This is a genomic window from Streptomyces sp. NPDC002580 (genome assembly GCF_042889485.1).
Classification (GTDB): domain Bacteria; phylum Actinomycetota; class Actinomycetes; order Streptomycetales; family Streptomycetaceae; genus Streptomyces.
Map to the genome: position 1 here is coordinate 49,724 of NZ_JBIAQZ010000020.1, position 26,478 is coordinate 76,201.

The window sequence follows — 26,478 nt, forward strand, 5'->3', positions numbered from 1 at the left end:
CGCGATCCTGCTGTACGGTGAGACGACCTGCTCCCCGTACGCGCGGGGATGGTCCCGACGTGGTATTGATCGAGACGACGCAGGTCTTCTGCTCCTCGGGGATGGTCCCTTCGAGGACCCGGTCACCGGGGACGTCGAGCTCTGCTACCCGCACGCGCGGGGACAGTCCCACGGGCAACGCGATGCCGGCCAGCCTGCTGCGCTGCTCCCCGCACCCGCAGGGGTGGTCCCGAGCGCTACAGCTGGTGGTTGCGCTACCTGGTCTGCTCCCTGCATGCCAGGGGATGGCCCCAGTCCGGCGATCGGGATGAACGCGCTGACGCTCTGCTCCCCGACCGCGCGGGGGATGGTCCCGTCTTCGAGGCTGCCACGCAGTACCGGCTCCCTGTCCCCGCGGTCGGTGGGGGAGACGACGGCTGCGGACCGCTTCCCGCACGCGCAGGAATGGTCCCATGCTGATGCCCCGCACGATGCAGCCGACCTCGCATGTGCGGGGATGGTCCCGACCGGCTCGACCTGCTGCGGCCCACCCAGCTCTGCTCCCCGCATGTGCGGGGATGGTCCCGGGGTCCAACGCGTCTCGGTCACCGACGCCAACTGCTCCCCGCACGTGGGATGGTCCTCACTCGCTGTTCGTCGCCACGGCGAACCCGCTCTGCTCCCCGCACGCGCGGGGATGGTCCCGGGAACCCGTCGTGGGACTGTTCGGGTCTGATCTGCTCCCCGCACGCGCGGGGATGGTCCCGGCCTCAAGACGGCCGCAGGCGAGGGCAAGATCTGCTCCCCGCACGCGCGGGGATGGTCCCAACCCTCCCGTGGACGGATACGACGAGGGTGGCTGCTCCCCGCACGCGCGGGGATGGTCTCAAGGACCCGCACAACGCCCGCGAACTGGCCGTCTGCTCCCTGCACGTGCGGGGATGGCCCCCGGCGTCACAACCGGGCCAGCCTGCTCCCCGCACGCGTAGGGATGGTCCCACCATGCCGTGTGGAATGTGCCTTTCGCCGTATGGGTGCATAACTGACCGCTACGCTCGATCCGTATGAGCGATGGAGCAATGCGTGACGCCTCCGTGGTCGTGGCGCGCGACGCAGACGGCCTTGTTGCACTGCTGAGCGCCGACTTTCCCGCCCACGGAGGCGAGTACCTGTTCTTGCCCGGCGGACGCCGCGAAGACGGGGAGTCCGCGCTGGACTGCGCCCGCCGCGAGCTGCGCGAGGAAGCCGGAGTGAGCGCCGGGCGGTGGCGGCAGCTGGGCTCACACGCCATCACGCTGAGCTCCCCGGCGTGTGTTCACATCTACGAGGCCCGCGATCTGAGTCTTGGCGCCCAGGAACTCACCGAGACAGGGAAGGACTTCAAACTGATCTGGTGGTCGATGGCTGATGCGCTTCAGGCCGTGCACGACGGGCGGTTCCTCCTCCCCGCCGGACCGCTGGCACTGCTCCTCGCAGATCACCGCCCCTCGAACGGCTGACAACCCGCTCTCGCGATTGCTGGGCAGATTGGCGCGGCGGCAGGCAGAAAGGCCCGCGGTAGCCAGGGTGAGTTCGGTACATCCAACTACCGGGCGTGCCGATGCTGGAGTTGTCCAGGAGCCTGATCTCAAGGGCGAACCGTTCTCCGTGTACGCTACCCACATCCATCAACCTGACACATCGTCACCTACAGCCCCAGGCGCGCACTTTGCCGAGGCCCTGCTTGACAAGGGACTTCCACGAACAGGTCATGCCCATCGAACGCGGTGTTGCCGGGCGAGCTCCCGTTCTGACTGGAGCCGGGAAGGCTGGTATCAACGTGACGCACCAGGTGGACCCTCGTTCTGCCCACTACCGGCCCAACAAGCCGAAACGGCCCGCCGGAAAATCCGACGGGCCATCACGAATGACCGAAGCTATCTCGGAGAATCGATGGTTTTGGTCCATCCCACCGATAGACCCCAGGATCCGCTTGTCCTGCTGGTAACCGACACGGCGATGTTTTTGTGGCTGCGGCTGAGGCCTACTTCGTTGTATTGTCCAGGGTCACCGTTTGCGCAGACGACGGTATAGCTCACGAGAGAGCCAACATTGACGTCGATCTCCCCGGAGCCCGAACAGATTACTGCGACTTCCAGGGTGCCCTGCCCAACTTTAGGGATCTCAGGAAACGAGTGAGGCCCGGACTTTCCACCACTTTCGATGAATGTTTTCTGTGCGTCTGGAAGGCGAGGAGCAGTGAGGGAGCCTGCGGTGACTGAAGGAGTGACGGAAGGGACTTCGGACGACGCGGCGTCAACCGGTTTCCCACTCGCGGAGGATCGGCCCCCGGTTGACGCCGCACTGGTGCACCCGGTCAACGTGAGCAGGGCCGCCAGAATTACTATCCCTATTCGTCCCATGTGTACCACCCGACATGCATGGGTCCATAGCCCGTCACGTGGGTTTTCGTCAGGTAGCAAGTGTGATGCTGGTAATAAGCAGTTCCGGTGAACTTGCGGCGCCACACGCCGTATTGAGCATAGACAGTCTTGTGCGGAGGAACGGCCTTGACGTGAACAACATTGCCGAGTTTGGCGGTCATCGAAGCCTGCAATGTGACGCTGTATTGGGTACTGACTTCGGCCAGTACACTGCTGACCTTCGTCGTGATCTGGCCTGTGAAGCTAGCGCCGACGGTCCCAGACACCTCGGAGGTGAAGACCATGTCTTCTTTTTCGTGGCTGCCGTTGTAGTTTGCCTGACTTGGACCTACGCCTTTGTGGTACTTGCCGTTGAGAGAAGCGGGCTTGAACCACCGTCTCTCGTCGCAGTCGCCAGCGGCGGGGCATTTGTGCCCGGGTTCACACGCGCCGCCGGGGATATCAGGATCATCATCAAGGGCGGGATCGGTCGGGGCGTCACTCAGGGACTCTGTCGGAGTGGCCGGTGGCGCAGAGTTGAGCAGGCCGTCACTGTCGTCATTGCCGTCTTGAGGTGCCGCTGTGGCCGTCGCGGGAGGGGCGGCTGGGTCAGCAGCCAGCGCCGGGGTCGACGCCCCCAAGGCCATGGCACTTGCGAAAATTATCGAGCCTGCGAGTAGGCGCACTTGCTCCCCTTGTTTTCCACACATGAAAGCGGCTGGTCAGACCGTCGATCATGAGCTTATGGATCAACGAGTATGCTGTGTGCAAAATTGAGCGAATGCTGAGGTTGGAGTTCCGGTACCACTGAGCCTTTTCCAACCTCAGGTTGAGGCATGGTGAAGGACGACGATGGCCTTCACGATGTCGGTGATCCGGTTGGTGCTGCAGCGGAGTTTCCGCAGGAGGCGTCAGCCCTTCAGGGTGGCCATAGCCCGCTCGCCGGGGCAGCGGATCTTGGCGTGGGTGCTGTTGTGCCGTCGCTTCCATCGCTTGAGCCGACGGCCACGGAAGGGCACCCGGACCGGTCGGCCGGCGCCCTGGTACGCCTTGTCCGCCCAGCACTTCACGTCCGCGTCGGCGAGCGCATCGATGATGCCGTGAGTCCGTGCGGCAGTCAGGTCGTGTGTCGAGCCGGGTAGTGCGGGCGAGACCCACAGCAGACGTCCGAACGGGTCGGTGAGGACTTGGACGTTCATGCCGTGGCGCTTGTGCTTCCCGGAATAGTACGGAGTGTCGGCGGCGATCCGGTCGATCGGCAGCAAGGTGCCGTCCAGGACCACGTACGCCTTCGTCCGCATGGTCTTCATCGCCTCGGCCAGGGTCGGGGCCAGGACAGCCAGGACATCGATGGCCTCGCGTATGTAGCGGTAGACCGTCGCGACTCCGATGCGGAACCCGGCCGCGAGCCGGGCATAGGTGTCGCCGCATCTCAGGTGGGCCAGGGCGAGTAGGGCCTGACGGCCGACGGGCAGCCGCCGCCACCGCGTCCCGATCTCACGCTGCCGGGCGCGGAGTTGCCCGGTCAAGTACCGCAGGGTGTGGCTGGACAGATCGATCGACGACGGATAGACAAGCATGCGAAGCTCCTGACAGACACGGGTGATCTTGGTCGAGAACCCGTCTACCAGGAGCTTCACCTCGTCGTACAGCAGTCCAACTCAACGATGTCGCCATCAGGTTGGAAAGGGCTCCGTGTCTCGGGTATGCCCACCCTTTGGGCGTGACCGGGCCGAAGGACGAGGTACTGCCCCAGGAACGGACTGGCAATCAGTGTGTGCACGGTGCCTCCAGAAGTAGGCGGGAGCCCGGCGCGGGGAGCGGGGGTGTGTACGCCGCCCAGGGGAGTGGCGGGTACGTCTCCCCGCGCCGGGGGCTGGTGCCGCCTGGTGGCCGCGGGCCCGAGGGGAGCATCCGGGCCACCAGGCGGGTCTCTATGCGGCGGCCGTGTCGAGTTCGTCCATGAGTTCGTTCACGGTGAGGACGGTGAACGAGGACAGGCGGCGCACGAGTTGGGAGGCCAGGCAGGTGGTCAGGTTGGGGTGCCCGTAGGGCAGGGGCATGTCGGGCTGGGCGACGACGTGGACGCCGTGTTCGGGGCTGTAGCCGTAGAGGACGCCGATGACCCCGTACAGCGGTGCACTGCGGGCAAGGAAGACCCGTGGCTGGTCTGCGAGGTGAGGGCAGAGGTGGGCGGAGGCTTGGACGTGGCGGGCGCACACGGGCGGCTGGTTGGTCAGCACCGTGTCGGCCTCGGGGTCGAGGTCGTGCATCCCGGCGAGGAACACGGTGCCGAGACGGGTGCGGGCCGGTCGGGTGCAGACCTGGCAGCGCAGGGACTGCATGGTGATGCGCTGGCGGAAGGGATGCATCATCTTCCACTCGGGTCTACCCGTAGGGCAGCCGTCGTCGTCGACAGGATTGAAGGAGCAGCGGCCCCACAGCACGCCGTGCAGGTCGCGGTCGCGGGGGTCCTCGTCGAGGTAGCGCAACCGGTACCGACCAGGTCCGAAGCGCGTGAAGACGAAGTCGGCCGGCGCGGCCTCCTCACCGCGGCGCTGGATGATGAAGGGGATCAGGTCCCCTCCGGTCTGCGTGCTCACGCGGCTGCCTTCTTCCGTGCTTGCGATGATGGTCGTGGCGAGGCATGAGCGGGTCATGCAGCCTCCCTCAGACAGCCCAGGGCGCTCGAAGAATTCATTGACGATCCAGCCCGTCCGGTCGCTGAGCACCGCGCCGACAGCATCGAGCAGGGCCTCGCCATCGAACGGCTCCCGCCCTCGAACCTCGGTCAGGACCGGCTTCAACGTGGCCTGATCCAACAAAGGAGCCCACGCGGCGATGGGTTTGACCCTGTACGAAACTGCGGCGAGCGCAGTCACGGCTGCGCCCTGGTGAGCGAGAACCAGCACCATGTCGTTGCGCCCGCATCGCTGATCCCCCACCGGCCGCCGCGGGCGTGGGCGATGCAGTCGACCAGGAAGAGGCCACGGCCGCTTTCGGCGTCATCACCGCTCGTACACAGGTGAGGGCAGCCCTGCATCTCGTCGTGGACGAAAAGTTGCAACTGCCGGTCCCCGACGATCATCGTGAAAGTGATCTCGGTTCCGCCGCTGTGCTTGATGGCATTCGTCACCAGTTCCGAGACGACGAGACTTGCGTCATCGACCAGTTCGTCCAATGCGCAGTACTGCAGACGGGCGGCCGTCAGGCGGCGAGCCACCTGCACTCGTTGGGCATCGCGGTCGCAGACAGCGCGGCCGGCGCCACCGGACGAGATCTTGAACGTCACGCTCATTAGATCTTGGACGTGGGACGGGCGACTGGGTACGGACCCTGCGGCAGAACCGCACCCTGAAACGAGATCCCGAGAAGGTTCCGGGCATGGTGCGTATCGCAGTCCGTGCGAGTCAGAGCTGGGCATCGGCAACTCCACTGGGACAGCGCGCATATGCGCTCGCATGGATCCCCGGGTTCAGCCTTGACTCTTCAGACTGCTGACTGACACGAGTGGCACCGCTCGGAGTGTCGGCCGGCCCAGGGCGGTCTTGCCCCGGATGCGCGGGCACCGCGACGCAGGCGGTGCGGCTGAGACTGCGCTTGGGCCGGCAGCGGTAGCGCGAGACCGGAACGCCGACGTGGAGACGGGCAGCAGCGCCGGCAGTGTTCGTGGGTGGATCGGTCATGGTTGGTCGTCCCTTTGGCGTGGGCCGCCCGGCCCTGCCAGGGGGAGACAGGGCCGGGGCTCTCCAAGTCGCCGGATGGCAGGCCTGGATTCCGGTGCAGATGCCCGGGGGCCTATGGCGACTGAGGACGACAGTAGGACTGCCGTGGCTCAACTCCCAAGGAACTTGCAGGAGTTTGCAGCATGCCGATTGACGAGTATGTATGGCTCACTGACCATCGATGTATCCAGCAAATCTGAGCAAGAATGAAGACAGGAGACAGACCGTGAAGCTACGCTTCCTTGGCAGCAACTCCACAGGAGGAGACTGCCCGACGCTGTATGCGACCGACCGGGACAGCTACATCGTCCAGGGCTGGCAACTGTTCGCGAACGACCTGCTGATGCAGCTCGACATCCTTGATGGCGAGAGCGCGGTTGAGGTGCCCACCGAACTGTTCGAGCATCTGAAGGAGGACGGACTGCCGGCCAGCCCGATTACGTGTCCCCAGGCCCCGGTCATGATCCTCACCCCGCAGGGCACGTGCGTTGTCCAGGGCAAAGTGGTGACCGACGCAGAAGCCCTGTCGCAGATGTCGATCCCGCACTACGAGACCTGTGTCGAGGTCACAAAGGCGGAGATCGCCGCCCTGGCGGAGGAACCGAGTGCAACTGATTTCCAGCGCTGAGCGCAATCTGCTCTTCGAGCGCTTCAAGCGCGACGCCTTCCACCTCGAGCTGCGGGACGACTATTCGGTTCCCGGCGAAGACGCGCCGTTCCGCAACTGGCTCAGCAGCCGCGACATCGACCACTCCCACCTCGCTTCCTGGACGCAGCTCGTGGGCCACTGCACCGGGCGGGGCATGACGGTCCGCCGGGTCCGCGTCGTCACCGAGCCGGTGACTTCCTATGTCCAGTGGGAGCATGCACTCACGCCGCTGAACGAGGAGGCCGGCGAAGATATCCGCTGGCTTCCCCGTCACCTCCTGCCCCGGACCGTCGCCTTCCCTTTTGACGGGAGGGACTGGTGGCTGTTCGACGACCGACTTCTCGCAGTGGGCCACTTCGACGAGGACGGCCGAGTCCTCGGATCGCAGCTCATCGGGGACCCGGACACAGCCATGGCGTGCGCAGCCCTCCGGGACCAGCTCTGGACCGCCGCCATCCCTCACATCAACTACAAACCCTGAACCATCCGTGACGACACAGGTAGATGAGGCACTGCAAGCGCTCGGTGCCCGGCTGCGCGGCTTCCGTAAGGACGCCGGATTCACCAGCGGCCGGGCCTTCGCGCATGCCACTGCATGGCACGAATCGAAGATCTCCCGCATCGAACACGGCAAACAACGCCCGAGCGAAGACGACATCCGCACCTGGTGCGAGATCACCGGCCAAACCGACCAACTGGGCGACCTGATCGCGATCGTCCGCCACGTCGATGAACTCTGGCTCGAATGGCGCCGCCAGCTGCAGACCGGAGCGGAACGCCGGCAGCACAAAGCCATCCCCGTGTATGCCAGGACCAAAGTGTTCCGCATCTGGCACCCCACCGTCGTCTGGGGGACCCTGCAGACCACCGACTACGCCGCCCATGTCTTCGAACAGGTCGTCAACTACTACGAAATCCCCGACGACTCCGAGGTCGCCGTCGCCAAACGCCTTCAACGCCAGCAATACCTCTACCAGGGCGAGCGGATCTTCAACGTACTACTCGGAGAACAGGCTCTCTACACCAACTTCGGTGGCCCCGACACGATGAAGGGACAGCTCGACCGACTCCTGGCGGTGATGCGGCTACCCCGACTCAGTCTCGGCATCGTGCCCCGCTCCGCACCGGCCGCAATCTGGCCCGGCAACTCGTTTTCGATGTTCGACGACAAACTCGTCCTCGTGGAGACCTACTCCGCCGAGCTGTCCGTCTCCCAGCCCCGGGAGATCGAGCTGTATGCCAAGGCGTTCGCGCTCCTGCAGCAGTCGGCGGTCTACGGCCAAGCAGTCCGGGACCTGATCCTCACAGCGATCCAGCACTATGACCGGATGCCCACCGACTAGGAAGCCGCCTGCCCATGCCCGAAAAGCCGAACTGGCGCACCAGCACCTACACTTCGCAGGACTCCTGCGTGGAGGTCGCCGACAACGATCCTCACACCGTCAGGGTGCGTGACACCAAGAGCCGTGCCCGCGGGGTCCTACTGGTTGCATCCACAGCCTGGACGGCCTTCGTGCAGGACATCAAGCGCCAATAGGGCCAACTTGCTTTACGGCGAGCCCCTGACACCGGTTGCAGAACGGGAACGAACCCGGGCGCTGTTCCCCGAAGGAGACTGCGTGGTTCCGCGCGGGCGAGGGTGACGTGACTGCCGTCGCAGAGGCGACCTGTGACCTGGTGCGAGGTACTGGTGGCGGCGAGAGCGTCCGCCCGGGCCATGGTGGGGGGCCTCGACCCGGCTGTCATTCGTCCTGCGTCTGGGACGACTCCCGCAGACCCCCGGCTCGCAGGAAAGTCTGGGCGAACATCTCGATCGTCTCGTCGGTGGTGGGCACCTCGACTCCTGGCAGCCGGTCGAAGGCGGGGCGCATCAGGAGATTCGACTGACGACCGCCACCCCTTCGGAGGTTGCTGGCCGTATCGCTGATGCGATCACGAACCGGCGGCTACCGTCGGTGGTCACACCAACCCTCCCTACCCCCCCGGGAATCATGAGTAGCGCACCGGCACAGCCCGTCATCGACACCCACGTGATCGTTCGCGACGGCGACAAGATCCTTTTCTCTCAACGCGGCGGCCCGTACGGACACGGGCGATGGCACATGCCGTCCGGGAAGCTCGACGAGGGCGAGGAACTCAGCCACGGTGCGGCGCGAGAGCTGTGCGAGGAGACCGGCCTCGACGTCGACCCTGCACACCTGCGGCTCGTACAGGTTGTGCACCACCGGCAGAGCCCCGAGATCAGCCGTATCGGCTTCTTCTTCGAGGCCACCGAGTGGACCGGCACGCCCGTCAACCGCGAGCCAGCGAAGTGCATGGCCCTCGAATGGTTCACCGTCCACGAGCTGCCTGACGACATCATCGAGTACCCCGAAGCCGGACTGCGTGGCTACCTCGACGATGCGGGACCACTGGTGGAGCACAACTGGAAGTAGGCTCCACCACCAAGATCGTTCTTGCATAGTTGCGCAAGAAAGATCACTGCCCACGAGATCAACACCTCGCTGGTGGCCGCAGCCTCCCGCCTTCACCCGCGCGTACGGCAGCCCGACGGCGCTGTAAGCATCCACGTCTACAACGCCAACGGTGCCGACGAAGGCAGCGGCGATCCGTGAGTCTCGGGGGCATTCCTGAGCAGCTCAGCACCGCCTACCGCTCGGAGAGCGGCGGGACGGGCACCTCGCGTGGCTACTTCAACAGGTCCTGCTGCATTCTGACTCGCCGATTATCGAGCTGCTGAGAGCCGCCTGCTGGTTACAAACCGGGCTGGCCGGCCGCCTCCGGTATCAGCCTTGCAGCAGCAGCGTCTGGTTGCCGAGTTCGAACGTCGGGAGCTGGAGGGGCAATAGCGGCGGATGGCGGTGCTCCATGGACGGCTTCAGTAGCCAAGCAGCTCGGTGATGCGGCTGAAGTGTGCCGTGGGTCAGAGTTCGGTCCACGAGCGGGGTTTGCCCTTGCCGGACAGCGGAGCCCATACGGGCCCTGTCGGGCCGTGCAATTCCAGGTCTTCCAGCGTGGCGGCGCCCATCGGCACGGTCCGCGCGAGCGTGTGGACGGCGGGATGTTCGGCGGTCATCGCCTGCAGGTCCTCGATGCGGTGGGCGAGGGTGAGCGCTCCTGCCCCGGTGAGGACGAACAGGACGCGAGGGAATACCGGATACCAGCGCTGCCAGGCAGGTTCCGCCTCGACAGGATGACTCGTCCGGCGGCTTGGAGGAGTCGGCGTGTAGGTGTGGAACCGCGCGTATTCGATCAGCTTTGTCGCCAGGCGTTCACTGCTGGTCGTCGCCCGGTCGACCTCTACCAGGGCGCGGAGTTTGACGCGCCTGCCGTCCTCGTTGTGCAGCACGTAGTACAGGAGGGCGTCGGCGATGATGCGTCCGCCGTCGCCAAGGGAGTGGGCGACCTCGGGCGTCCAGTCCAGCGGTCCGTGATCGTCACCGCGGCGGCGGGCGTCGTTGACAAACGCGAGGTGTGCGCGCAGCACAGTCAGTGTGTGCGGGGTCCTCATCGACGCGGCGGATGCGGAGGTGATCGGATATCGGGGGCGCCCTCGCATCATGGGCCAGTCGCGGGTGATCTGGACACCGGACGGCGTCAGGTACCAGGCGCGGGTTCGGTATGAATTGGGCAGGATGGTGAAATCGACGTATTCCTCGCGCCGCAGCCGGTTGAGCGGGGCGGAGATCGCCCGCCGTCCGACGCCTGGCCGCACCAGCATGTGCAGCTGCTGAGTGGTCGCCATCCGGTGCTGGGTGATTGCGGCGAGCAATTGCTGAGGGAGAGGCTCAGCCGGGCTGGGCACGAAGGAGGCTTCGCTCCGGCCGGGACCGGCAACGCATCGCGGACTCTGGGTCATTGGCAGCTCCTCAGTACAGTGAGATCGACCAGCCCAGCTGGCCATTTTGTTCGGCGGGTGAGTTCGGCGAGCGCACCACGGCTGCTGCTCTGTCTGCGACGCCTTCGAGGTCACGCACGCTCTGAGGACGAGCCCAGCGGGCGAAGCCGTTGTTCAAGTGAGGACCGTGGATGAGGAGCGGTCCCACGCGCTGGCCGTCCACCACACCGGCTGAGATCGGCGACTGGGCGCCGGATGATCTGCTGGTACGGGACATTTCCAAATTCCCAGGTCAGATGCGGACTCGCTTCTAACCTCAGGTAATCAGCGCACCCTCACCGGTCCGTCGACCACCCGACCCCGACCACGATCACGAACAGGGCACAAGCCATGGTGGGGGCCTCTGGTGGCCCCCACCACAACCCCACCGCCCTGCGAAACCTGATAAGTCCGGGCCCAGCGACCGATGCCCAACGCGCACTCCAGGCACGCGTTCCGAGGGCAGGCGTGCGCAACCGTGTTGGCAGGTCCTGCGCAGCGACACCTCGGCGAGCGGTGGGTGCGCAGAGGGAAGCGTCCGGAAGCCGGGTCCGTACTCGCCCGGCTCGGCACTACGTGGCGGCGACTGCGACACAGACCGAACGGATTTCCCCTGGCATGGACTGAATCCGATGGCCCGTACGTCTTCTGCGCGCCGTCCCCGCAACGACGTCTGTCTGCCCGGCCCAGGCCAAGAGATCAATGCTTCCGTCGTTGTTGCGGCATTCTTGCTGCACCCAGCGGAGTGTCAGCTCGACGGCGTCCAGATCCACGACCGCCTCGACCGAGGACGTCAACCGCTGCTGTGGGGTGCAAAAAAGGGAGGTCCCTCGGGCCGAGTACGGACCGAGGGCAAAAGGAGCGATGGCCGGCCCGGGGCCCGGAGGTCCCGGTAGGAGGTTGACAGCCCCCTCCGGCCATCGGCCGACACACCCGGCCCGCCGGGGCTACACGAAGAGAGCCCACAGCCAGGTGCCGTACACCGCCAGAATAGCCTCCTCGGAGAGGCTTCCCGCGGCTTCCTTCCTCAGTCCGCCAGGCCGAGCTCGCGGCGGACCTCGTCGATCGTCTTCTGCCACGTGGTGGCGCTGCCGTGACCGGGGTGAGCCTGAGCCAGCGCCTCGACGGTGACCCGGTCCGGGTCGTTGGCCTCACTGAACGCCGCACGCGCAGCGGTCAGCCGCTGCTCCGTCAGCTGGGGGCTGGACGGCGCCTCACGGCGGGCTCGCGCCAGGGCGGCCACACGCCGACGGGCATAGCGGTTGCTGGTGAGTCCCCGCTCGTTGCGCACCACCTCGTCGGGCTCGGCGAGCTCCGGCAGCATGCCGCGGACGATCGCACGGTTGAGTTCCAGGTGACTGCTGTAGCCGAGCATCGGCGCAGCCTGCTTGGTGTCCAGCAACTCCTCGGGATTCCCTTCCTCCACCGGCGCGGCCGCCGGGGAGCGGCCCTTGTTCTGGGTGTTGCCCGGCCCCGGCCGCTGACCGACCCAGTCGAGGATCGTTCCCCGGTACCACTGACGGCGCAGCCGGCCGCCTTCGGTCGTCTCCGTGACGTCGGGCTCGGGGAAGTATCCGGGCTTGTCCCTCAGCCAGGCCAGCACCGTGACGGTCCTCTTGTGACCGAGGGCCTTGGCCACGTCGGACGTCGACAGCAACTCGTTGCGGGGGCCCTCGAGGAGGCTGTGGCGCACGGTGGACTGGCCGGCCTTCGCCTGGCGGTAGTCCACGAGGAAGGGGCCGATGGTGCGCCGCTTCCACAGCCGCCGCCGGCCCTGGACGTCGTCTGGCTCGGGGAAGCCGGTCGTGTCGCGGTCCCGGTACAGCTCGCTCAGGCGCGAAGGGCTGAGTGCGAACTCGGCATGGATCTTCTGAGCATCCAGGAGTTCGTTCTCGTCGGTGCCGGTCATCGTCTTCCTCCTGGAAGGCGTAGTGCGTGTCGACAGGGTGTCTGAGCTGTGGTTCCGGGAAGCGGGGGACGCATGCTCATCGGTGCCGGCCGTCGTTGCCGGTGAGTGCGTCTCGAGGGGGCCGGCGGCTGGCATGATGAGTGCCTCCTTTCGGTGCGGGATCTACTGGTCGCTTCTGGAGGCTGTGGTGCCGCCGGAAGCGATAGTTCGATACTAGATAGAAGATCTTGGTTTGGCAAGCTGCCGGCGGCAGGACTTCTGTCGAGGCCGACGTGACAGCGACCGGGCAACGGTAGTTCGACACCGCACAAGGCCTTCACGCTGGGCACCGTCAACCCCCGGTTCGGGGTCGGGGCACTTGGGATAGGGCTGCCGGGCAGGCAGACCGAGCCTGATTGCCTCCCGCTCGTGGGGGGACCTGCTCAGTCCCAGCACCCACCTGCGGTCAGCCACCACAAAAGCCGGTCGCGTTTCGTCAAATTTTTCAGCGCCGGGCGACCACTCGAGGTCAGTACGGGTGTCTGCGTCGGCATCGAGTCCAAGTCCTGATGACGCATCAGAACGGGCAGGACCGAACCGTCCACTCCGAGCGCACAACCGGCCGCACAGGGTTGTCCGAGAACGCGGCATTCACCGCTTCACAAACAGTGTCTTCGTCGTTGGCGAGCAGCGCCTGCCACCACTGCCCGGCTTCACTTGTCAGTTGTTCACGCGGCATGCTCAGGCGCGCCGACTCGGCCGCCAGATACGCGGGAGCATCGAGCTCCGCTCACTGCTTGGCGTCGGCCGCGTGTCTGTCTGGCGGGCGGTTCTGCTGATGGTAGTTCGCCGCCCATGAAGGTGGCGGACCAGCCGAGGAAGCGGCCGTCCGGCGAATGCGCCGGCCCTCCGCCCTCAGCCGCTTACGTTCGTGAGTCGAGGTTCATGTGCTCCCCGATTCCCTTTTCCATGTGGCGAGCTCTTTCCTCGCAGCGATGGTGTCGGGGTGATGGGGGCCCAGTTGCCGTTCACGATCTGTGGTCACCTGTTCCAGCAAGGAAATAGCCTGCCGGGTGCGTCCGACTTGGTAGTAGGAGGCTGCGACGTTCCCGCGAGTGGTGAGCGTGTCGGGGTGGTCGGGTCCCAGCACTCGCCCACGGTCGGCCAGGGCCTGCTCTCCGACGGCGATGGCCTCGTCAATGCGTCCGGAGAGCCGGTAGGACACACTGAGACTGTCGCGGGTCATGAGGGTGGCTGGGTGGTTGAAACCCAGCACCCGCACGCGGTCGGCCAGGGCCTGCTCTCCGACGGCGATGGCCTTGTCAATGTGCCCGGCCTTCCGATACATGGGGCCGAGATTGGCGTGGGCGGTCAGCGTGTCTGGGTGGTCCGGCCCTTGGATCCGTATCCGGTCAGCTAGGAGTTGTTCTCCGAGGGTGATGGCTTCATCGATGCGCCCGGCGTGATGGTAGGAGAGGGAGAGGTTGTTGCGTGTGGTGAGCGTCTCTGGGTGGTCGGGCCCCAAGATTCTCACCTTGTGGGCGAGGACTTCCTCCTCGATCCCGATGGCTTCATCGATGCGCCCGGCGTGCCAGTAGGAGTTGGCGAGATTGGTTCGAACGGTCAAAGTGTCGGGATGTTCGGAGCCCAGGGATTGCGTGTCGGCTGCCAGCACGTGTTCCAGGAGGGTGATGGCGTCGGTGGTGCGGCCGGCCCCTTGGTAGGCCGTGGCGAGGTTGTGGCGGGTGGAAAGGGTGTCCGGGTGTCTGGGGCCGAGGGTCCGTACTTTGCTGGCGAGGACCTGTTCCAGGAGGGTGATGGCGTCGGTGGTGCGGCCGGCCTGCAGGTAGGCCGTGGCGAGGTTGCCGCGGGTGGAAAGGGTGGCAGGGTGATCGGCACCGAGAATGCGCATCCTGCCGACAGCCACGTCTTCCAACACGGTGATGGCGTCGGTGGTGCGCCCGGCTTTTTGGTAGGACGTGGCGAGGTTCCCGCGGACGGTGAGGGTCTCCGGATGGCCGGTGCCCAGGGTCTGCGTGCTGACTATCAGTACGTGTTCCAGCATCCTGATGGCGTCGGTGGTGCGCCCGGCTTCTTGATAGGACGTCGCGAGGTTCTGGCGGATGGTGAGGGTTTCGGGGTGGTCGGGCCCTAGGACCCGGGTGGAGTCAGCCACCACCTGTTCCAGCATCCTGATGGCGTCACCGGTGTACCCGGCTTCTTGGTAGGAGGTGGCGAGGTTCCCGCGAGTCGTGAGGGTGCCGACGTGGTCGGGCCCTAGGACCCGGGTGGAGTCAGCCACCACCTGTTCCAGTATGGCGATGGCGTCGCTGGTGTCCCCGGCCTGTAGGTAGCAGACGGCGAGCTCGCCGTAGGCGCTCAAGGTGTCGGGATGGTCGGTTCCCAGAAGCTGGACGCTGTCAGTGACCACTTGCTTGAGCAACACGACAGCCTCACCGTTGCGTCCGGCTCGCCGGTAGCAGGACGCGAGGCCACTGCGTGCAACAAGCGAGTCGGGAGCGTCGACGAGCGCCTGTTCCAGCAGGGTGACGGCCTCGCCGGTGCGCCCCGCTCGCACGTAGAAGGAGGCGAGGTTGTGGCGAGTGGTAAGGGTGTCGCGGTGAGTGGGGCCCAGAACGCGAACGTGGTCAGCAACCACCCGCGTTTGTAGGTCGATCGCGTCGTCGATTCGTCCGACCTGGTGGTAGGCCGAGGCGAGGCTGCCACAGGCCGCCAGGGTCTGAGGGTGGTCCGGCCCCAAGACGTGCTTGGAGTCGGCCACCACCTGCTCCTTGAGGTGGACGGCCTCCTCGGCACGTCCGGCGTCAAGGTAGGAGTTGGCGAGGTGGGAGCGGGCAATGTGTGTGTGGGGGTGGTCGGGGCCGAGTACCTCCAAGCGGTCGCTGAGGACTTGCTCCCTGATGGACATGGCCTGATCGGTACGCCCGGTCTCCTGGTAGGCGTCGGCGAGGTTGCCGAGGGCAGCGAGGGCGTCAGGGTGATGAGCCCCCAGGACTCGTTGGCAGTCGGTCACCAGCTGTTCGAGCAGGAGGACGGCGTCGTCGGCGCGGCCGGCTTGTCGGTAGCAGAGTGCGAGGTTGCCTCGAGCCTTGAGGGTCTCGGGGTGTTCGGAGCCCAGAAGACGCTCATAGTCAGCGAGGGCCTGCTCTCCGAGGGGGACGGCGTCGGGGAGGCGGCCGGCCCGCTGGTAGAACAGCGAGAGGGCTGCACGGGCTGTGAGGGTGTCGGGGTGCAGGGTGCCCCTGATCCGTTCGTTGTGCGTGAGGACTCGCTCGCCGAGAGAGATGGCGTCGGCGGTGCGTCCGGCCTGCTCATAGGCGAGTGAGAGATTGCCGAGAGTGGCCAGCGTGTGAGGGTGCTCGGGACCCTCGATCCTCTCGAGGTCGGCGAGGACCTCCTTGCCGACGGCGATCGACTTTCTGGCATCGCCCGCCTGCCGGTAGGCGACGACGAGATGGCTACGGGCGCGGAGGGTGTCGGGGTGGTCGCGGCCAAGGAGACGGTCGCTGTCGGCCCTCATGGACTCCCAGTAGCTGGTGGCGGAAGCGGAGAGGCCGGCGTCGAGGAGGCTGGTGCCCGCGCGGAACAGGACGGAGTGTCCCTTTGGGCGCCAGAGGTGGTCGTGGGCGTGGTGTGCGAGGGTGCCGGTGTTGGTGCGGAGAGCGGCGGCAAGGTCGGGGTGGGGCGTGTCGACCTCGGGCCAGATCTCACTGAGGGCGTCAGCGGCGCTGGTGGTCAGCTGGGGCAGATCGGTGGCGGGGGTGGTTTCGCGGACGGCGCGGGCGGTGAGACCGTGGATGCGCACGGCTCTGGCCTCGGCACGGGGGTCAGTGTCGTGGGTGATCAGGGCGTAGCGGTGCAGGACGCGTAGGGCGTCGTGGGTCTGGCCGGCGATGAGCGCCGAGGGCTCCGCGCCCGGCTCGGCACCGGAGAGGGTGATGAGGTGGTCGAGGACGGGCGGGGTTGTCCATACCGCCTGAGGGTGGCCGGCAGGGTCGAGGAGTGCGGTCAGGTGCAGGACGGGGGTGGTCAGGGGGTTGTCGTTGTGGGCGGCTTCGAGGGACAGGAGCAGTGTGACGGTGACCGGGCGTCCGTAGCGTTCGCTGTCCGCCCATGTGGGTAGCGCCTGCTCAAGGAGGGTTTCGCGTTTGGTGAAGAGTTCGAGGTAGGCAGTGCAGGCCAGCCCCTTGGTGATCATGTAAGCGGCGGCGTGCCCGAGAGCCAGGGGGAGCCGGCCCAGGGCCTCGGCCAAGGCGTCGATGCTGTCGTCGAGGAGGTGCCCCACCCCGTGGTCGATCAGCCGGGTGCGCAGGTAGGCGCGAGCCTCGCCCGGGGTGTAAACGTCGACAGGAACGTGAGCGCGACCGCTGCCGGTCAGCCGCGCATCGTTGAGCCGGGTGGTGGCAAGCACCCAGCCAGTGCCGGTGTGGCTGGTCGGCCACCAGGCGTCGAGCGCGGTGGGGTCGGTGATGTCGTCCAGGACCACGAGCCATCGCCGCGAGGTGGTGGCGAGCCATTTCAGGAAGGCCCGGGCGTCCGTTTCGGGGTCTTCGCCGTCTGCGCCGGGTGCGTGGATGTCGATGGCGGCCTGCGCGTACTGGGTGATGACCTGCTGCACCTCACTGGCCGGGGCCCACATCACCAGATCGGTGCCCTGGCGGAGGGCTTCGGAGGCGTAGGCAGCGGCGAGCTGGCTCTTGCCGACCCCACCGCCTCCCTGGGTGAGTACCACTGTCTTTCCCCGCGTGCGGGCTGCATCGATCTGCTCCCGTGCCGCGGAGCGGGGCTGGAAAGCGGACGCGAGGGCGGGGACCCGGCCGATCTCCACGGGCCAGGCCACGTCCTGGTCCGGTGCCTGGCGGCCGGATGAGGTGCGGCTGTCGTACGCGTAGACCGGTCTGACGGTAGGCGGGCCGCCACCATGGCGGGTAGCGAGTTTGGCGAAAGCCGGGTCGTCCAAGAGATGATGGGCGGGGTGGCTGTACAGGCGGCGCCATTCGGTGGCCTTTTTGTCGCGGGTGACCACGCCGACCAAGTGGCCGTGGCAGAAGATGGCGGTGCCGGAGGCTCCCGACCACGGGCGGAGAGGGTCTTGCAGGGAGGCGGGCCAGGTGCTGGTGTCCAGGACCCATGAGCGGTCGCCGTCGGTGGAGCTTGGTGGCACCAAGCCTCGGAGGTATTCGACGGCCTCTCCTGCCTCACCCGGCCTCTCCTTCCATGAGCGGGGTGCGTTGGGGTCGGATTGGGCAAACCGGGGGAAGCCCAGTCCTTCGTAGGGCACGGGGGGTACGCCGGCCAGGCGGCCCCAGCGCACGGGTGGGCTGGGGCCCACCTCGACGGGCGCGTCCAGCCACAGCAGCGCCACGTCCGGGGCGTCTGCGGGCGGGATCCCATCGTAGGGGTTCGGCCAGCACATTTGGGCGCCCCGGGTGACCGTCGCTCCGTACCGGGGGTGGCCCAGGCGCACCTCGATCGGCTCCAGCGGTCGGCGCTCCTGAGTGGTGACGACGTGCCGGGCGGTGAGCACCAGTCGCGGCCCGAGCAGCCAGCCCGAGCCGCGGGATCGGGTGCCTTTCCGGTCTCCGGCCCGCACCAGCGCCAGCCGGACCAGATCCATCTCCTTCAAGCTTGTCGGCTGCATGTCACGCGTCCCACGGAAACGTCGGACGGACATCGGCCTGTGGTCCCAGCGAGGCGGCCTCGTCCCCGTCTGCGTGCTCCTGCGAGTGGGACTGCCCAGAGCCGTTCTGCTGTCCCTCAGGCTCCTGACCACCTGCGGTCCCAGGCTCCTCGTCGTTGATCTGGGCCTGGTCCCCGGTTGCCTGGTCGAGTACGTTCAGCGTGAGGACGAGCCGGTGGGTGCGGGCCCGCCCCACCTCTCCACCGGCCTCGGCGCCAGCCGGGCCGATCGACACTTTCGCCCTGCCCGAGCCGTTCTGGCGGATCTGGACCTCAAGATGCAGTTCGGCCTTTTCGACCTTGAACCGGAACTGCTGATTCCGGCCCATGTCCTGGGCGCGGTAAAGCTGTTGCCGCAAGTCCTCCAGCGCCTCGCTGATGTCCATCTCCACGGCACGCTCCTGCCCCCGTCGGGCCGATCCGCCTGGGTGATCGGCCACACTCGGGCCGGATTCTGCCCCGCCAACCCCTCCTCCACGCCGCGAACAGTCGAACCCGCCCGATCACCCGCGCCTGTCTGGTATCAAAAACCATGCGCCAGGCGTCACGAGCTCGCCTGTGGGTGTTCGGTTGTTTTGGCTGGTGGGGCGGGGATGGGTTGGGTGTGTCGTCTGGCGCTGAACGGTGATGTTGTCTCCCGCTGACATTGTGGTGTCGCGTCGAAGGCGGGGCGTGGGCGCCGGATGGCCTGTGTGCGGGGAGCCCTGCGGCAGTTCCGGCAGTCGGGCGTGGTCGTCGCCGAAGTCGAAGTCCTGGTCGAACTCCTCGCGCTCCACGGACGGTTCGCCGACGCGTGATTTCGGTCGCATGGCTCCGCCGGGCTCCATGATGCGCGCCACGGTGGCCACCGCGGGATCACCCGGGGACACGAAAATGAGAGGGGTATGGCTCCTTTGAAGGGACGAAGATCCGAGCCTCTCGCGAGGACCTCGGCTTCCTCGCCAGCGCGACCCGTATGAGCGGCGAGCGACAGGTCAGCGACGACCTCGGGCGCTCGTTTCGCACAGGTCAGGCGGTCCTTCCGCGGCCACGGAGCGTGCTCCCTCCAATCGAGCCGTACCCAAATCGGACAGAGCCTGTATCGGTCTCGCGTGGCCCCGCCTCCCACCAGGCGAGAGGCGCACATGTGGGGCCAGCCGGTGCTCGCCGGCCCCTGTGAGGCTCAATGTCCCTTGCCTTTGCCGATCAGAGTGTTGAGCACAGGCACACACACCCCGGCGGCGCCAAGACCGGCGAGGGTATCGGCAGCCGGGACTGCCCCGGTCATCGCGGACAGGGCTCCCACGATGGCACCCAGGACCAAGGCAGCCAGCAGCACGACGGTGGTGTGCAGGGACAGGAACGGCTCCGGGACCGGAGCGGTGGACGCCTGATGCGGCGTCAGTTTCTTCTTCGCCATACGCACCATGCTGGCCAAGGCAAGGCACCGGCTCGGGCAAATGAAACAGGATCGGTGAACGGCAGGACATAAGAGCGTCATGACCTCGGTGTTCCGTCTCGTTCGACCTCGTTCGGGAGCTACCGTTTACTCATCCGCACGGCGCAGAAGGGCAGTTATGTCTGAGGACGAAGCCCCACATACGCAGCCCCGCCTAGCCCGGGGCAATCTGGGAACGGGCATAGGCGAGACGATCTACTCCCCAATCTTCCGGCCTGACCCCCTGGGGCCGGCGTGGTCTATAGGGAAGGCGACGGCGCATGCGGGCCTGGGCGAGGCGCTCCGTGCGTTGCATCGGCAGGCCGGACAGCCATCGAGCCAGAGCATCAGCGTGTGGAGCTCACACAACATGCCGACCGCTAGCGCACTGCCACCAGAAGTCATGAACCAATTCCTTGAGGGCGAGGAAATCCCGATCACCCTGGACCATCTGCTGTGGCTGGTTACCGTGCTGGTGAACTTCTGCGACGCCGAGGGAAGCGAGCCTCCCCAGCCGCTCGGACCCGCCCTCTACGACAGCTGGCGTCAACGGTGGGAGGCTGCGGTTGGATTAGCGCCCAGCATGTTGGACGTGACGCCCTACGCCCGAGCATGCAAAGAGCTGAGCACGGCCCTGAAGGAGCTGCATCGCCAAGCCGGACGACCCTCACTTGACCGCATCATCGCGTGGGGCAAAGAGAAAATGCCTTGCAGCTCATCAATGTCCAAGTCGACCGTCAGCGACGTCATGGCAGGCAAACGTGCCCCTGCCTCTCTCGACCGCCTGCTGTGGCTGGTGCAAGCCCTGACCAACTTCCGGGACGGTCAGGAAGTCGCGCCTCCCACGCGCCGCGATCCCGCCCTCCTCGCGCCCTGGCGCCGACTATGGGACAGCGTAGAGGACGGTCGCGCTGCCAGCCGCACCGGCAAAACAGGCCCGCACCCGTACGACACCCAAACATGACGGGGAGCCGCGGCCGTTTGGCAGCGCCATTTCGCGCCCTCGTCGGTCACTGCCCGCCGATGTTCGCAACGGGCCGCAGCCGGACCGTCCCACGGGGGCGGTGGACCTGTCGGCCGTGGCCCTTGGAGTACCGCGGCGCCTCCGCTGTTGGGCGGCACGCAGGGAACGCACTTCGGCGCGGATACGGAACAGACGGCTGCGCTCCTCACGCCCAGCCCATTCGGCGAGCTCCGCCCAGACGGGCAGGAAGTCGGCGCGGTGTGCGAGAGAATCCGCGGTAGCTCATTAGCAGCACCGCGGTCACGGGGTGCCAGTCGGCGGCGAGCCATCGAGCAGCCGTCCACCATGCGGTGACCGCTGCACGGGCGTCGCGGCGGTAGGCAACGGCTTCGCGCTCGTATTGCTCCGCCGCGGCTTCGCTGTGGCGCACCGACCACGTCAGGAAGCGCAGCAGACCGGGGGTCTCACGGGTGCGGGCGGCGTCCAGGAGGCGGGGTAGGTCGGGGCGGTGGGCGACCTGCTCGGCGCACGCGCGGAGCACCAGGGCGAGGGTCTGACGGATCTTGGGGGAGGGGGCTCTGCCGGAAACGGACTCCAGGGGGACAGCACCGACTGAGGCGCCGAGTCGGGGCAGCCCGTCCAACTGTGCAGCAGGCTGCCCCGGTAGCGAATCGGCCGGCGCGATCGCCCCCATCACGTCGACTGAACCGAGACTCACGCGCAGCGCGGTGAACTGGTCCCAGTCGGACGGGTGATGGGTGCCCGTCACGTACAGGCAGCCGCGCACGGTGCGGGACGGCGTCTTGATGGTGAGGATGCCAGTGGGCATGGCCAGACTCCCGGCTCTCGGAACGGGGATGTGTGAGGGGTGGTGTCTGCCGCCCGGCGCCCGTCAAAGGGAAACGGGGAACACGGGCGCCGGGACGGCAGACCTTCGGCCAGTGACGAACTGGCCGGGTGACAGTGCCCGCTCGCCGGGGCGGGAACGGCGTCATAGGGGAAGGCCGCGAACATGATCGGCCGGTGACAAGGGGGTAGCCGCGATGGGGCTCGAACCCGTGACCCAGGACTTATAAGATCCGCGCTCTACCGACTGAGCTACGCGGCTGGGAGGCGGCCGCACCCTTCCGGGCGCGGCCTGGAGGGACCGGGAAGGCGCTCCCCGGTGCGTGTTCAGCTGAACATGATGCGGGCCATGGTCGAATCGATCAGTGCCACGGCCTCCGCCTCCGGCATGTCGTCGAGCCTGGCGAGTGCCTCAAAGTCGATCTCAAAGTCGTCGTCCGTGAGCTGCTGCTGTTTGATGACGAGTTGGATCACCTCCTGTGCGCTGGCACGCCTCGGGTTGGGTGCGGACGGGGCGGCGGGGTTCTGGTTGGCGTCGGTGGGCATCGGTACCTCCGTAGAGAGCCCGGTTAGGGCCCCCGCTCCGCTCGGCGGTCGCCGGACGGGATGGGCGGGGGTGGTGGACCCGGCCGGATTCGAACCGGCGACATTGGGCGCTTTTAAGGCGCCTGCTCTGCCACTGAGCTACGGGCCCTTGGGTGGCCGCCGCCCCGCATGGCGGGGAGTGCGGGGCGGCGGCCGGGAAGCGGCCGGTGTGTGGGGGGAGGGACACCGACCGCTGGTCTTTGTCAGTCCCGGTAGGGGCCGCTGTATGCGCGGGGGATCGGCGACATATCCGGGGTGAGACCCTCCGGGCCGTTCTCGTTGGTGATCCACCAGGCAACGGCCACTTCGTTGGTCTCCGCGTCCCGCTCTTCCCGGCTGCCGAAGACGGTCACGGTCACGTCGCCTTCGGTGTAGGTGGCCAGTCCGTAGACCTCAAGGGCGGGCCGGTCGATGTGCGCGACGATCTGGTACGGCCACCGGCCGAGGTTCCACCCTTCGGTGCCCCACAACCCGACGGCGTACCATCCGGACCCGGCCAGCCGAGCGATCCACTCGTACCCGTCGGGCACGCCCCACTCGTCGCCGGGCAGTTCCGGCAGGAACTCGACGGACAACCGCGCGGGGGTGACGTTGTTCTCGGTCATGTGATCACCCCTCAGGAGTTGGCGACGGACCGGGTGATGGACTGGCGGCGCACGTGGACCAGGCCGCGCGGGTGCTCGCCCCACGGGTCGTGCAGCGCGTACCGGGCATCCGGTGTGCCACGGACGTCCGCGATGTAGCAGTACCTGCAAGGGCAGGGCAACGCGATGTAGAGGCCGTGATAGTCCGGCTTCGAACCGTGGTAGAGCACAAGGTCACCGGACTCGATCAGGTCGGCTCCGCGAAAGAGAGTGCTGCTCACAGGTGGCTCCTCACACGCTTCCGTGGCTGTCAGGGCTGGCCGGTGAATCCGTGCCGGATGGCGCCTGGGCAGTGGTCTGCCTGGCTTCGCTGACAGCGAGCAGCGGGAACGCATCGCGGTAGGTGACGAACTCCGGGACCGGATCCAAGCCCATTTCGTGGGCCCGTTGTTCAAGGGCAGCGGCGGGGAGGGGAGTAAGGGCCGAGTCCTGGATCACCCAGCCGCGCGCGCTCATCTCGTCCGTCGGCGACAGCGTGCCGAGAACGATGCTGCCCGTGCCGAGGATGAATGCCAGGGCCACCACTTGCGCGACGGCGACCGTGTCCTCCTCGTCGCCGTACCACAGCGCGTCGGGGCCTTCGCCGAACACCTGGAAGTACGTGTTGGCAACAAGCCCGTTCGCGTCGGTCCCGCGAACGAATGCGGTGACGAAGTGTGTTCCTGGTCCTGCCTTCTGCATCAGATCGCTGACGACTCCGATGGCGTGATGCGTGTCCGGTTCCGCGTGCTCATGGGGCGGTGGGAAGTCCTTGGTGTCCATGGGGTGTTTCCCTTCGTGTTCCTTCGGCGGCGGTCAAAGGCGTCACCCCTCAACCGCTAAATTCGATACTAGATAATAATGCGGCGAAAGTCAAGCCCCTGACCCTGCCCGCCGGCCGCCTGTGAGCGGCACCCCAATGCCGCTCACAGGCGTTGCTCCGGCGGAAGCGGGAGGCCGCCGCGCCCCCGCCGGGGCTGGTGCTGGCTAGGCCGCTGCGGCGATAGCCATTGCGGTAAGAGCCTGTGTCTCCAACTCGTGGGCCGCGTCGGCGTCGCTGAGCGTCTGCGCCGTTGCGGTCACGGCCTGGAGGATCCCGCCCGCCGTTGTCTGGCCACCCTCGATGAAGTGACCGAACACGGAGTCACGCACGCTGTCGGTGAAACGGAGCTGCTTGGCCACCAGCTCCACGGTCTCGACCGGGCGGGTGATCTTGCGCCCGGCCTCCCGCTGGATGTCGGACAGCTTCCGCTCGACGTACTCGCGGTTCATGAACGTCGCCACGGCATCGCGGGTCTGCGCCGTGATCAGCGCGAGGTTCTTCTCCTGGGTGTCCTCGGAGAACTCGATGATCCCCGCATCCATCCGCGCGCCGAGGTGGACCTTGCCGAACGCGTCCTTGGTGATCGTCATTCCGTTGCCGCAGACCTGCGCGACGATCCGGGGCGTGAGCTTGTACTTGCCCTCACCCACCTCGCTGTTGGTCAGGACGAACCCCGCCGAGACCAAGGGGAGATCTTCCCCGGACTGCCCGGTGAACGGCGACCGGTACCCCCTGAGAAGCTCGGGGGCGAGCGCGGCGACGTCTTCCGACTCCACCCGCACGATCATCCGACGCTCGGTCAGGTCTGCTCCCGTGATCTTCACGGGGTGCCCGGACTCCCGCACGCCGAGCAGTACGGCAGTGAGGATGTCGAGATGATCAAGCCTCTTGTAGCTGTCGGAAAGCCAGGCTCTCAACACGCCCGGCTCACCCTTGAACGCGCGGAGCAGGAAGCGCCGGGACGGGTCCCGCTCCAACCACCCGTTGATGTTGCGGTCGTAGAGGTCGACTGCCTCGGCGCGCGTCCGGCGCACGTAGGTGAGAGGGATCTTGAGCTTGTCGGAAATCCCCTCGTCGGCAACGACGGTGGGGCGGTACGTGCCATCCGCGATGGTCACCCCGTCGGCCGTGATGACGGGCGGCAGTCCCGTGACAACGATGTTGCCGTCGGCTGCGGAGATGGCGGAGGCAGGGGCCACCATGTCGATCTTGGAATCCTGATCCCGCTCCAGAATTCGCCTGAGGTCCCCGATGGATGCGTTGCGGGTGTCCGTAACCGCAGCGCGTGTGCCAATTGGGCTGATCTCGTGAGCCACTAGGGCTCTCCCTTCGTGTTGTTCGGCGAGTCAACCGGTGTCACCCGGCGACTAGTTCGATACTAGATTGAGATGGCGGCGAATGCAAGTCCGAACTTTGGCCCCGACCGGGGCCGGTGGGCGGTCGACGGGCGGTGGGCGGACGAACCGAACACCCGCCCTCACGTACTCAGATCACCGCGGGGGAGCACTCCGCGGAACGAACCGACAGAAAGCCGCGGCGCGGGCTGCACGGGGGCCGGCGGCGCCCCCTCGCCACCCGCCGGCCCCCGGCCGTCGGCCGGCCCGCGCACGCCCCGGCCCCGGTTCGGGCGGCCTCCGGGGGAGGCCGCCCGAATGCTCCTCACAGGAGCGGGCGGGTGGCGCGGCGCCTCACCGCTTCTCGATGATGCGGGCCACGGCTCGGGCCACGTTCTCGCCCGCGCCCTTGGCGCGCCCCTTGCGGTATCCGGCGCTGTACACAATCAGCGCGATGACGGCGAGTAGGACGACGACGTTCACGGGTCTCCTCGGGGAGTGGGGTTCTGGGGCTGGCCTCCCGAGCCGGGGCGCATAACGTCTGCGGCCCCGGCCCGGGAGCGTCTGTTACGAGATCCCGTAACGCAGATCTCCGTCGGAATCGCCCCAGCGCTTCATCCCGTCGACACGGTGCGGGTGGAAGGGTGCCCAATAGGTCGGCGGCACCCGGAGGAATTCACGGGCTTCGTGCAGCTCGATTTCCATCACCTTTGCGAGAACTCGGCGGTAGAGCTCGATGTCATCGCAATCGGACACCAGAATGGGGAACTCCGCCCACGTGGTGATTTTCTCCGGGTATCCCTCCGGCGCGAATTCCCGCTCCGACCGGTAGGCAGGAAATACGAACTTGACCACGACGGTCCCCTCGAACCGGCTGGTGTGGTCCTTGGCCTCGATGGTCCAACCAGGCTTGTAGATCAACTGGTTGACCAGCGTGACCGCTGAACTGGCTTCCATTGCGTTCCCCTTCGTGTGCTTTCCGGCGTTGATCGATCCGGCGTCACCCGGATCGGTACTGCACTTCGATACTAGATAGTTCGGGATGTCGGCACAACCCCCTGTAGAGCAAAAAGTGCGCACCACTCAGGGTGCACAACTGGCGCGCCAACTGGCGCGCGCTCTGTGCCTGTTGGGTTGGCGTTGTGGCTGGGTGTGGGGCGTGGGTGGGTCTGGTTGGGGGTCTGGCATCCCCTGTGCTGCCGCTGCCCCTCCGTCCGGTGTTGGGAAGTGGGGGCGGTCGGTGTCGGGCGCGGCGCGGCGGGGTTCGGGGCTGTGCGGGGGAGTTGGGGGGCGTGGCGGCTGGCGCCGTGCTGACGGCCCGTGAGGGGCCGCCGGGGGTGTGGGTGCCCGGAGGGTGCCCACAGCTCCTCACGCGCGCTCTGACGGTCCTTCACTCCCGTGCCGCTCCGGTCGGGTTGGGCCCGGAGGGCTCAACCCCTCCCGGATTCCGTGGGATCCCGCCCCTCCACGGAATCCGCTTTCAACTCTCTTTCCCTCTCAGAGAATTCGGAGAATTCCTCACTCTCCGTCAGTTCGTGCCGGAGGCACGCAGGTTTATGAATTCCGCCCGGAGGGCGAATTCATAAACCCCCGCCGGAGGCGGAATGCTTTTCGCGCGGGGACGCGCGAAACGAGCGCAGCGAGTATTCGGCTGCCGGAGGCAGAG

General features: G+C 66.8%; 25 protein-coding genes, 2 tRNA genes, 1 pseudogene and 1 CRISPR repeat array. Of the genes and pseudogenes, 8 read left to right on the forward strand and 20 right to left on the reverse strand.

Features of this window, described 5'->3' with window-relative positions; genetic code table 11:
* The first annotated feature begins 475 nt into the window (after nt 1-475).
* Nucleotides 476-976: a CRISPR direct-repeat array (repeat unit 30 nt; unit sequence TCTGCTCCCCGCACGCGCGGGGATGGTCCC).
* Nucleotides 977-1,043: 67 nt separating this feature from the next.
* Entirely contained in the window at nt 1,044-1,478 is a 435-nt protein-coding gene (locus ACFYW7_RS37080) for an NUDIX domain-containing protein (protein ID WP_389510752.1), read from the forward strand.
* 890 nt (nt 1,479-2,368) lie between these two features.
* On the opposite strand, the gene ACFYW7_RS37085 is transcribed toward ACFYW7_RS37080, so the two are convergent.
* The 4 genes and pseudogenes from ACFYW7_RS37085 to ACFYW7_RS37100 all read right to left on the reverse strand — a co-directional run bounded on the left by ACFYW7_RS37085 (nt 2,369) and on the right by ACFYW7_RS37100 (nt 5,679).
* Nucleotides 2,369-3,067, reverse strand: a complete 699-nt coding sequence (locus tag ACFYW7_RS37085) for a hypothetical protein (protein ID WP_389510754.1) — start codon at nt 3,065-3,067, stop codon at nt 2,369-2,371.
* Nucleotides 3,068-3,205: 138 nt separating this feature from the next.
* Nucleotides 3,206-3,961, reverse strand: a pseudogene (locus ACFYW7_RS37090) (transposase family protein).
* A gap of 354 nt (nt 3,962-4,315) precedes the next feature.
* Nucleotides 4,316-4,984 carry a hypothetical protein gene (locus tag ACFYW7_RS37095; RefSeq protein ID WP_389510756.1) on the reverse strand — a complete coding sequence of 223 codons (669 nt, stop codon included), beginning with the start codon at nt 4,982-4,984 and terminating at the stop codon, nt 4,316-4,318.
* A gap of 275 nt (nt 4,985-5,259) precedes the next feature.
* On the reverse strand, nt 5,260-5,679 hold the full coding sequence (locus ACFYW7_RS37100; protein ID WP_389510758.1) for an ATP-binding protein: 420 nt from the start codon (nt 5,677-5,679) through the stop codon (nt 5,260-5,262).
* A 653-nt stretch (nt 5,680-6,332) separates the two neighbouring features.
* Here ACFYW7_RS37100 and ACFYW7_RS37105 point away from each other — a divergent pair.
* The 4 genes from ACFYW7_RS37105 to ACFYW7_RS37120 are packed head-to-tail and all read left to right on the forward strand — an operon-like array spanning nt 6,333 to nt 8,292.
* Nucleotides 6,333-6,734 carry a hypothetical protein gene (locus tag ACFYW7_RS37105; protein ID WP_389510760.1) on the forward strand — a complete coding sequence of 134 codons (402 nt, stop codon included), beginning with the start codon at nt 6,333-6,335 and terminating at the stop codon, nt 6,732-6,734.
* Complete coding sequence (locus ACFYW7_RS37110; protein WP_389510762.1) at nt 6,712-7,236, forward strand: DUF6879 family protein; 525 nt, start codon at nt 6,712-6,714, stop codon at nt 7,234-7,236. Before ACFYW7_RS37105 ends, ACFYW7_RS37110 begins: the two co-directional genes overlap by 23 nt.
* 7 nt (nt 7,237-7,243) lie before the next feature.
* Nucleotides 7,244-8,098, forward strand: a complete 855-nt coding sequence (locus ACFYW7_RS37115) for a helix-turn-helix domain-containing protein (RefSeq protein WP_389510764.1) — start codon at nt 7,244-7,246, stop codon at nt 8,096-8,098.
* 14 nt (nt 8,099-8,112) lie between these two features.
* Nucleotides 8,113-8,292: a DUF397 domain-containing protein gene (locus tag ACFYW7_RS37120; protein WP_389510766.1), complete on the forward strand. Its 180-nt coding sequence runs from the start codon at nt 8,113-8,115 to the stop codon at nt 8,290-8,292.
* A 205-nt stretch (nt 8,293-8,497) separates the two neighbouring features.
* Here the strand turns inward: ACFYW7_RS37120 and ACFYW7_RS37125 are convergent, their stop codons facing one another.
* Nucleotides 8,498-8,626, reverse strand: coding sequence for a hypothetical protein (locus ACFYW7_RS37125; RefSeq protein ID WP_389510768.1), 129 nt, complete (start codon nt 8,624-8,626; stop codon nt 8,498-8,500).
* A 120-nt stretch (nt 8,627-8,746) separates the two neighbouring features.
* Here ACFYW7_RS37125 and ACFYW7_RS37130 point away from each other — a divergent pair, with 120 nt between their 5' ends.
* On the forward strand, nt 8,747-9,190 hold the full coding sequence (locus ACFYW7_RS37130) for an NUDIX domain-containing protein (protein ID WP_389510770.1): 444 nt from the start codon (nt 8,747-8,749) through the stop codon (nt 9,188-9,190).
* Nucleotides 9,191-9,211: 21 nt separating this feature from the next.
* Nucleotides 9,212-9,370: a hypothetical protein gene (locus tag ACFYW7_RS37135; RefSeq protein ID WP_389510772.1), complete on the forward strand. Its 159-nt coding sequence runs from the start codon at nt 9,212-9,214 to the stop codon at nt 9,368-9,370.
* Nucleotides 9,371-9,678: 308 nt separating this feature from the next.
* Here the strand turns inward: ACFYW7_RS37135 and ACFYW7_RS37140 are convergent, their stop codons facing one another.
* The 5 genes from ACFYW7_RS37140 to ACFYW7_RS37160 all read right to left on the reverse strand — a co-directional run bounded on the left by ACFYW7_RS37140 (nt 9,679) and on the right by ACFYW7_RS37160 (nt 19,619).
* The gene (locus ACFYW7_RS37140) at nt 9,679-10,614 is read right to left on the reverse strand and encodes a replication-relaxation family protein (protein ID WP_389510774.1); all 936 of its coding nucleotides are present in this window, start codon (nt 10,612-10,614) and stop codon (nt 9,679-9,681) included.
* Between the two features lie 1,045 nt (nt 10,615-11,659).
* Entirely contained in the window at nt 11,660-12,541 is an 882-nt protein-coding gene (locus tag ACFYW7_RS37145; protein ID WP_389510776.1) for a hypothetical protein, read from the reverse strand.
* 922 nt (nt 12,542-13,463) lie between these two features.
* Nucleotides 13,464-18,158 (reverse strand): tetratricopeptide repeat protein, encoded by a 4,695-nt coding sequence (locus tag ACFYW7_RS37150; RefSeq protein ID WP_389510779.1) that lies wholly within the window; start codon nt 18,156-18,158, stop codon nt 13,464-13,466.
* Between the two features lie 25 nt (nt 18,159-18,183).
* The gene (locus tag ACFYW7_RS37155; RefSeq protein ID WP_389510804.1) at nt 18,184-18,606 is read right to left on the reverse strand and encodes a trypco2 family protein; all 423 of its coding nucleotides are present in this window, start codon (nt 18,604-18,606) and stop codon (nt 18,184-18,186) included.
* 776 nt (nt 18,607-19,382) lie between these two features.
* On the reverse strand, nt 19,383-19,619 hold the full coding sequence (locus ACFYW7_RS37160; RefSeq protein WP_389510782.1) for a hypothetical protein: 237 nt from the start codon (nt 19,617-19,619) through the stop codon (nt 19,383-19,385).
* 421 nt (nt 19,620-20,040) lie between these two features.
* Between ACFYW7_RS37160 and ACFYW7_RS37165 the strand changes: the two genes are divergently transcribed.
* A complete protein-coding gene (locus ACFYW7_RS37165) occupies nt 20,041-20,601 on the forward strand; it encodes a hypothetical protein (RefSeq protein ID WP_389510784.1) in 561 nt (186 codons plus the stop codon).
* A gap of 205 nt (nt 20,602-20,806) precedes the next feature.
* Here ACFYW7_RS37165 and ACFYW7_RS37170 read toward each other — a convergent pair whose 3' ends face one another.
* The 10 genes from ACFYW7_RS37170 to ACFYW7_RS37215 all read right to left on the reverse strand — a co-directional run bounded on the left by ACFYW7_RS37170 (nt 20,807) and on the right by ACFYW7_RS37215 (nt 25,769).
* Complete coding sequence (locus tag ACFYW7_RS37170; protein ID WP_389510786.1) at nt 20,807-21,430, reverse strand: hypothetical protein; 624 nt, start codon at nt 21,428-21,430, stop codon at nt 20,807-20,809.
* A gap of 206 nt (nt 21,431-21,636) precedes the next feature.
* Nucleotides 21,637-21,709 (reverse strand) — tRNA-Ile (locus tag ACFYW7_RS37175).
* Between the two features lie 65 nt (nt 21,710-21,774).
* Nucleotides 21,775-21,993 carry a hypothetical protein gene (locus tag ACFYW7_RS37180; protein ID WP_389510788.1) on the reverse strand — a complete coding sequence of 73 codons (219 nt, stop codon included), beginning with the start codon at nt 21,991-21,993 and terminating at the stop codon, nt 21,775-21,777.
* A gap of 71 nt (nt 21,994-22,064) precedes the next feature.
* Nucleotides 22,065-22,141: transfer RNA gene (locus ACFYW7_RS37185), tRNA-Leu, on the reverse strand.
* A gap of 94 nt (nt 22,142-22,235) precedes the next feature.
* A complete protein-coding gene (locus ACFYW7_RS37190) occupies nt 22,236-22,637 on the reverse strand; it encodes a hypothetical protein (protein ID WP_389510790.1) in 402 nt (133 codons plus the stop codon).
* An 11-nt stretch (nt 22,638-22,648) separates the two neighbouring features.
* Nucleotides 22,649-22,897 carry a hypothetical protein gene (locus ACFYW7_RS37195; RefSeq protein ID WP_389510792.1) on the reverse strand — a complete coding sequence of 83 codons (249 nt, stop codon included), beginning with the start codon at nt 22,895-22,897 and terminating at the stop codon, nt 22,649-22,651.
* Between the two features lie 10 nt (nt 22,898-22,907).
* Entirely contained in the window at nt 22,908-23,438 is a 531-nt protein-coding gene (locus ACFYW7_RS37200; RefSeq protein WP_389510794.1) for a hypothetical protein, read from the reverse strand.
* Between the two features lie 204 nt (nt 23,439-23,642).
* Nucleotides 23,643-24,794, reverse strand: coding sequence for a DUF932 domain-containing protein (locus tag ACFYW7_RS37205; RefSeq protein ID WP_389510796.1), 1,152 nt, complete (start codon nt 24,792-24,794; stop codon nt 23,643-23,645).
* A gap of 372 nt (nt 24,795-25,166) precedes the next feature.
* Complete coding sequence (locus tag ACFYW7_RS37210; RefSeq protein ID WP_389510798.1) at nt 25,167-25,295, reverse strand: hypothetical protein; 129 nt, start codon at nt 25,293-25,295, stop codon at nt 25,167-25,169.
* 84 nt (nt 25,296-25,379) lie between these two features.
* Nucleotides 25,380-25,769: a hypothetical protein gene (locus ACFYW7_RS37215; protein ID WP_389510800.1), complete on the reverse strand. Its 390-nt coding sequence runs from the start codon at nt 25,767-25,769 to the stop codon at nt 25,380-25,382.
* Nucleotides 25,770-26,478 lie beyond the last annotated feature (709 nt).

Coding starts and splice junctions, on each gene's coding strand:
- ACFYW7_RS37080 (WP_389510752.1), top strand. CDS start 1,044: ATGAGCGATGGAGCAATGCGTGACGCCTCCGTGGTCGTGGCGCGCGAC.
- ACFYW7_RS37100 (WP_389510758.1), bottom strand. CDS start 5,679: ATGAGCGTGACGTTCAAGATCTCGTCCGGTGGCGCCGGCCGCGCTGTC.
- ACFYW7_RS37120 (WP_389510766.1), top strand. CDS start 8,113: ATGCCCGAAAAGCCGAACTGGCGCACCAGCACCTACACTTCGCAGGAC.
- ACFYW7_RS37125 (WP_389510768.1), bottom strand. CDS start 8,626: ATGCGCCCCGCCTTCGACCGGCTGCCAGGAGTCGAGGTGCCCACCACC.
- ACFYW7_RS37130 (WP_389510770.1), top strand. CDS start 8,747: ATGAGTAGCGCACCGGCACAGCCCGTCATCGACACCCACGTGATCGTT.
- ACFYW7_RS37140 (WP_389510774.1), bottom strand. CDS start 10,614: ATGACCCAGAGTCCGCGATGCGTTGCCGGTCCCGGCCGGAGCGAAGCC.
- ACFYW7_RS37145 (WP_389510776.1), bottom strand. CDS start 12,541: ATGACCGGCACCGACGAGAACGAACTCCTGGATGCTCAGAAGATCCAT.
- ACFYW7_RS37150 (WP_389510779.1), bottom strand. CDS start 18,158: ATGGATCTGGTCCGGCTGGCGCTGGTGCGGGCCGGAGACCGGAAAGGC.
- ACFYW7_RS37155 (WP_389510804.1), bottom strand. CDS start 18,606: ATGGACATCAGCGAGGCGCTGGAGGACTTGCGGCAACAGCTTTACCGC.
- ACFYW7_RS37160 (WP_389510782.1), bottom strand. CDS start 19,619: ATGGCGAAGAAGAAACTGACGCCGCATCAGGCGTCCACCGCTCCGGTC.
- ACFYW7_RS37165 (WP_389510784.1), top strand. CDS start 20,041: ATGAACCAATTCCTTGAGGGCGAGGAAATCCCGATCACCCTGGACCAT.
- ACFYW7_RS37170 (WP_389510786.1), bottom strand. CDS start 21,430: ATGCCCACTGGCATCCTCACCATCAAGACGCCGTCCCGCACCGTGCGC.
- ACFYW7_RS37180 (WP_389510788.1), bottom strand. CDS start 21,993: ATGCCCACCGACGCCAACCAGAACCCCGCCGCCCCGTCCGCACCCAAC.
- ACFYW7_RS37190 (WP_389510790.1), bottom strand. CDS start 22,637: ATGACCGAGAACAACGTCACCCCCGCGCGGTTGTCCGTCGAGTTCCTG.
- ACFYW7_RS37200 (WP_389510794.1), bottom strand. CDS start 23,438: ATGGACACCAAGGACTTCCCACCGCCCCATGAGCACGCGGAACCGGAC.
- ACFYW7_RS37215 (WP_389510800.1), bottom strand. CDS start 25,769: ATGGAAGCCAGTTCAGCGGTCACGCTGGTCAACCAGTTGATCTACAAG.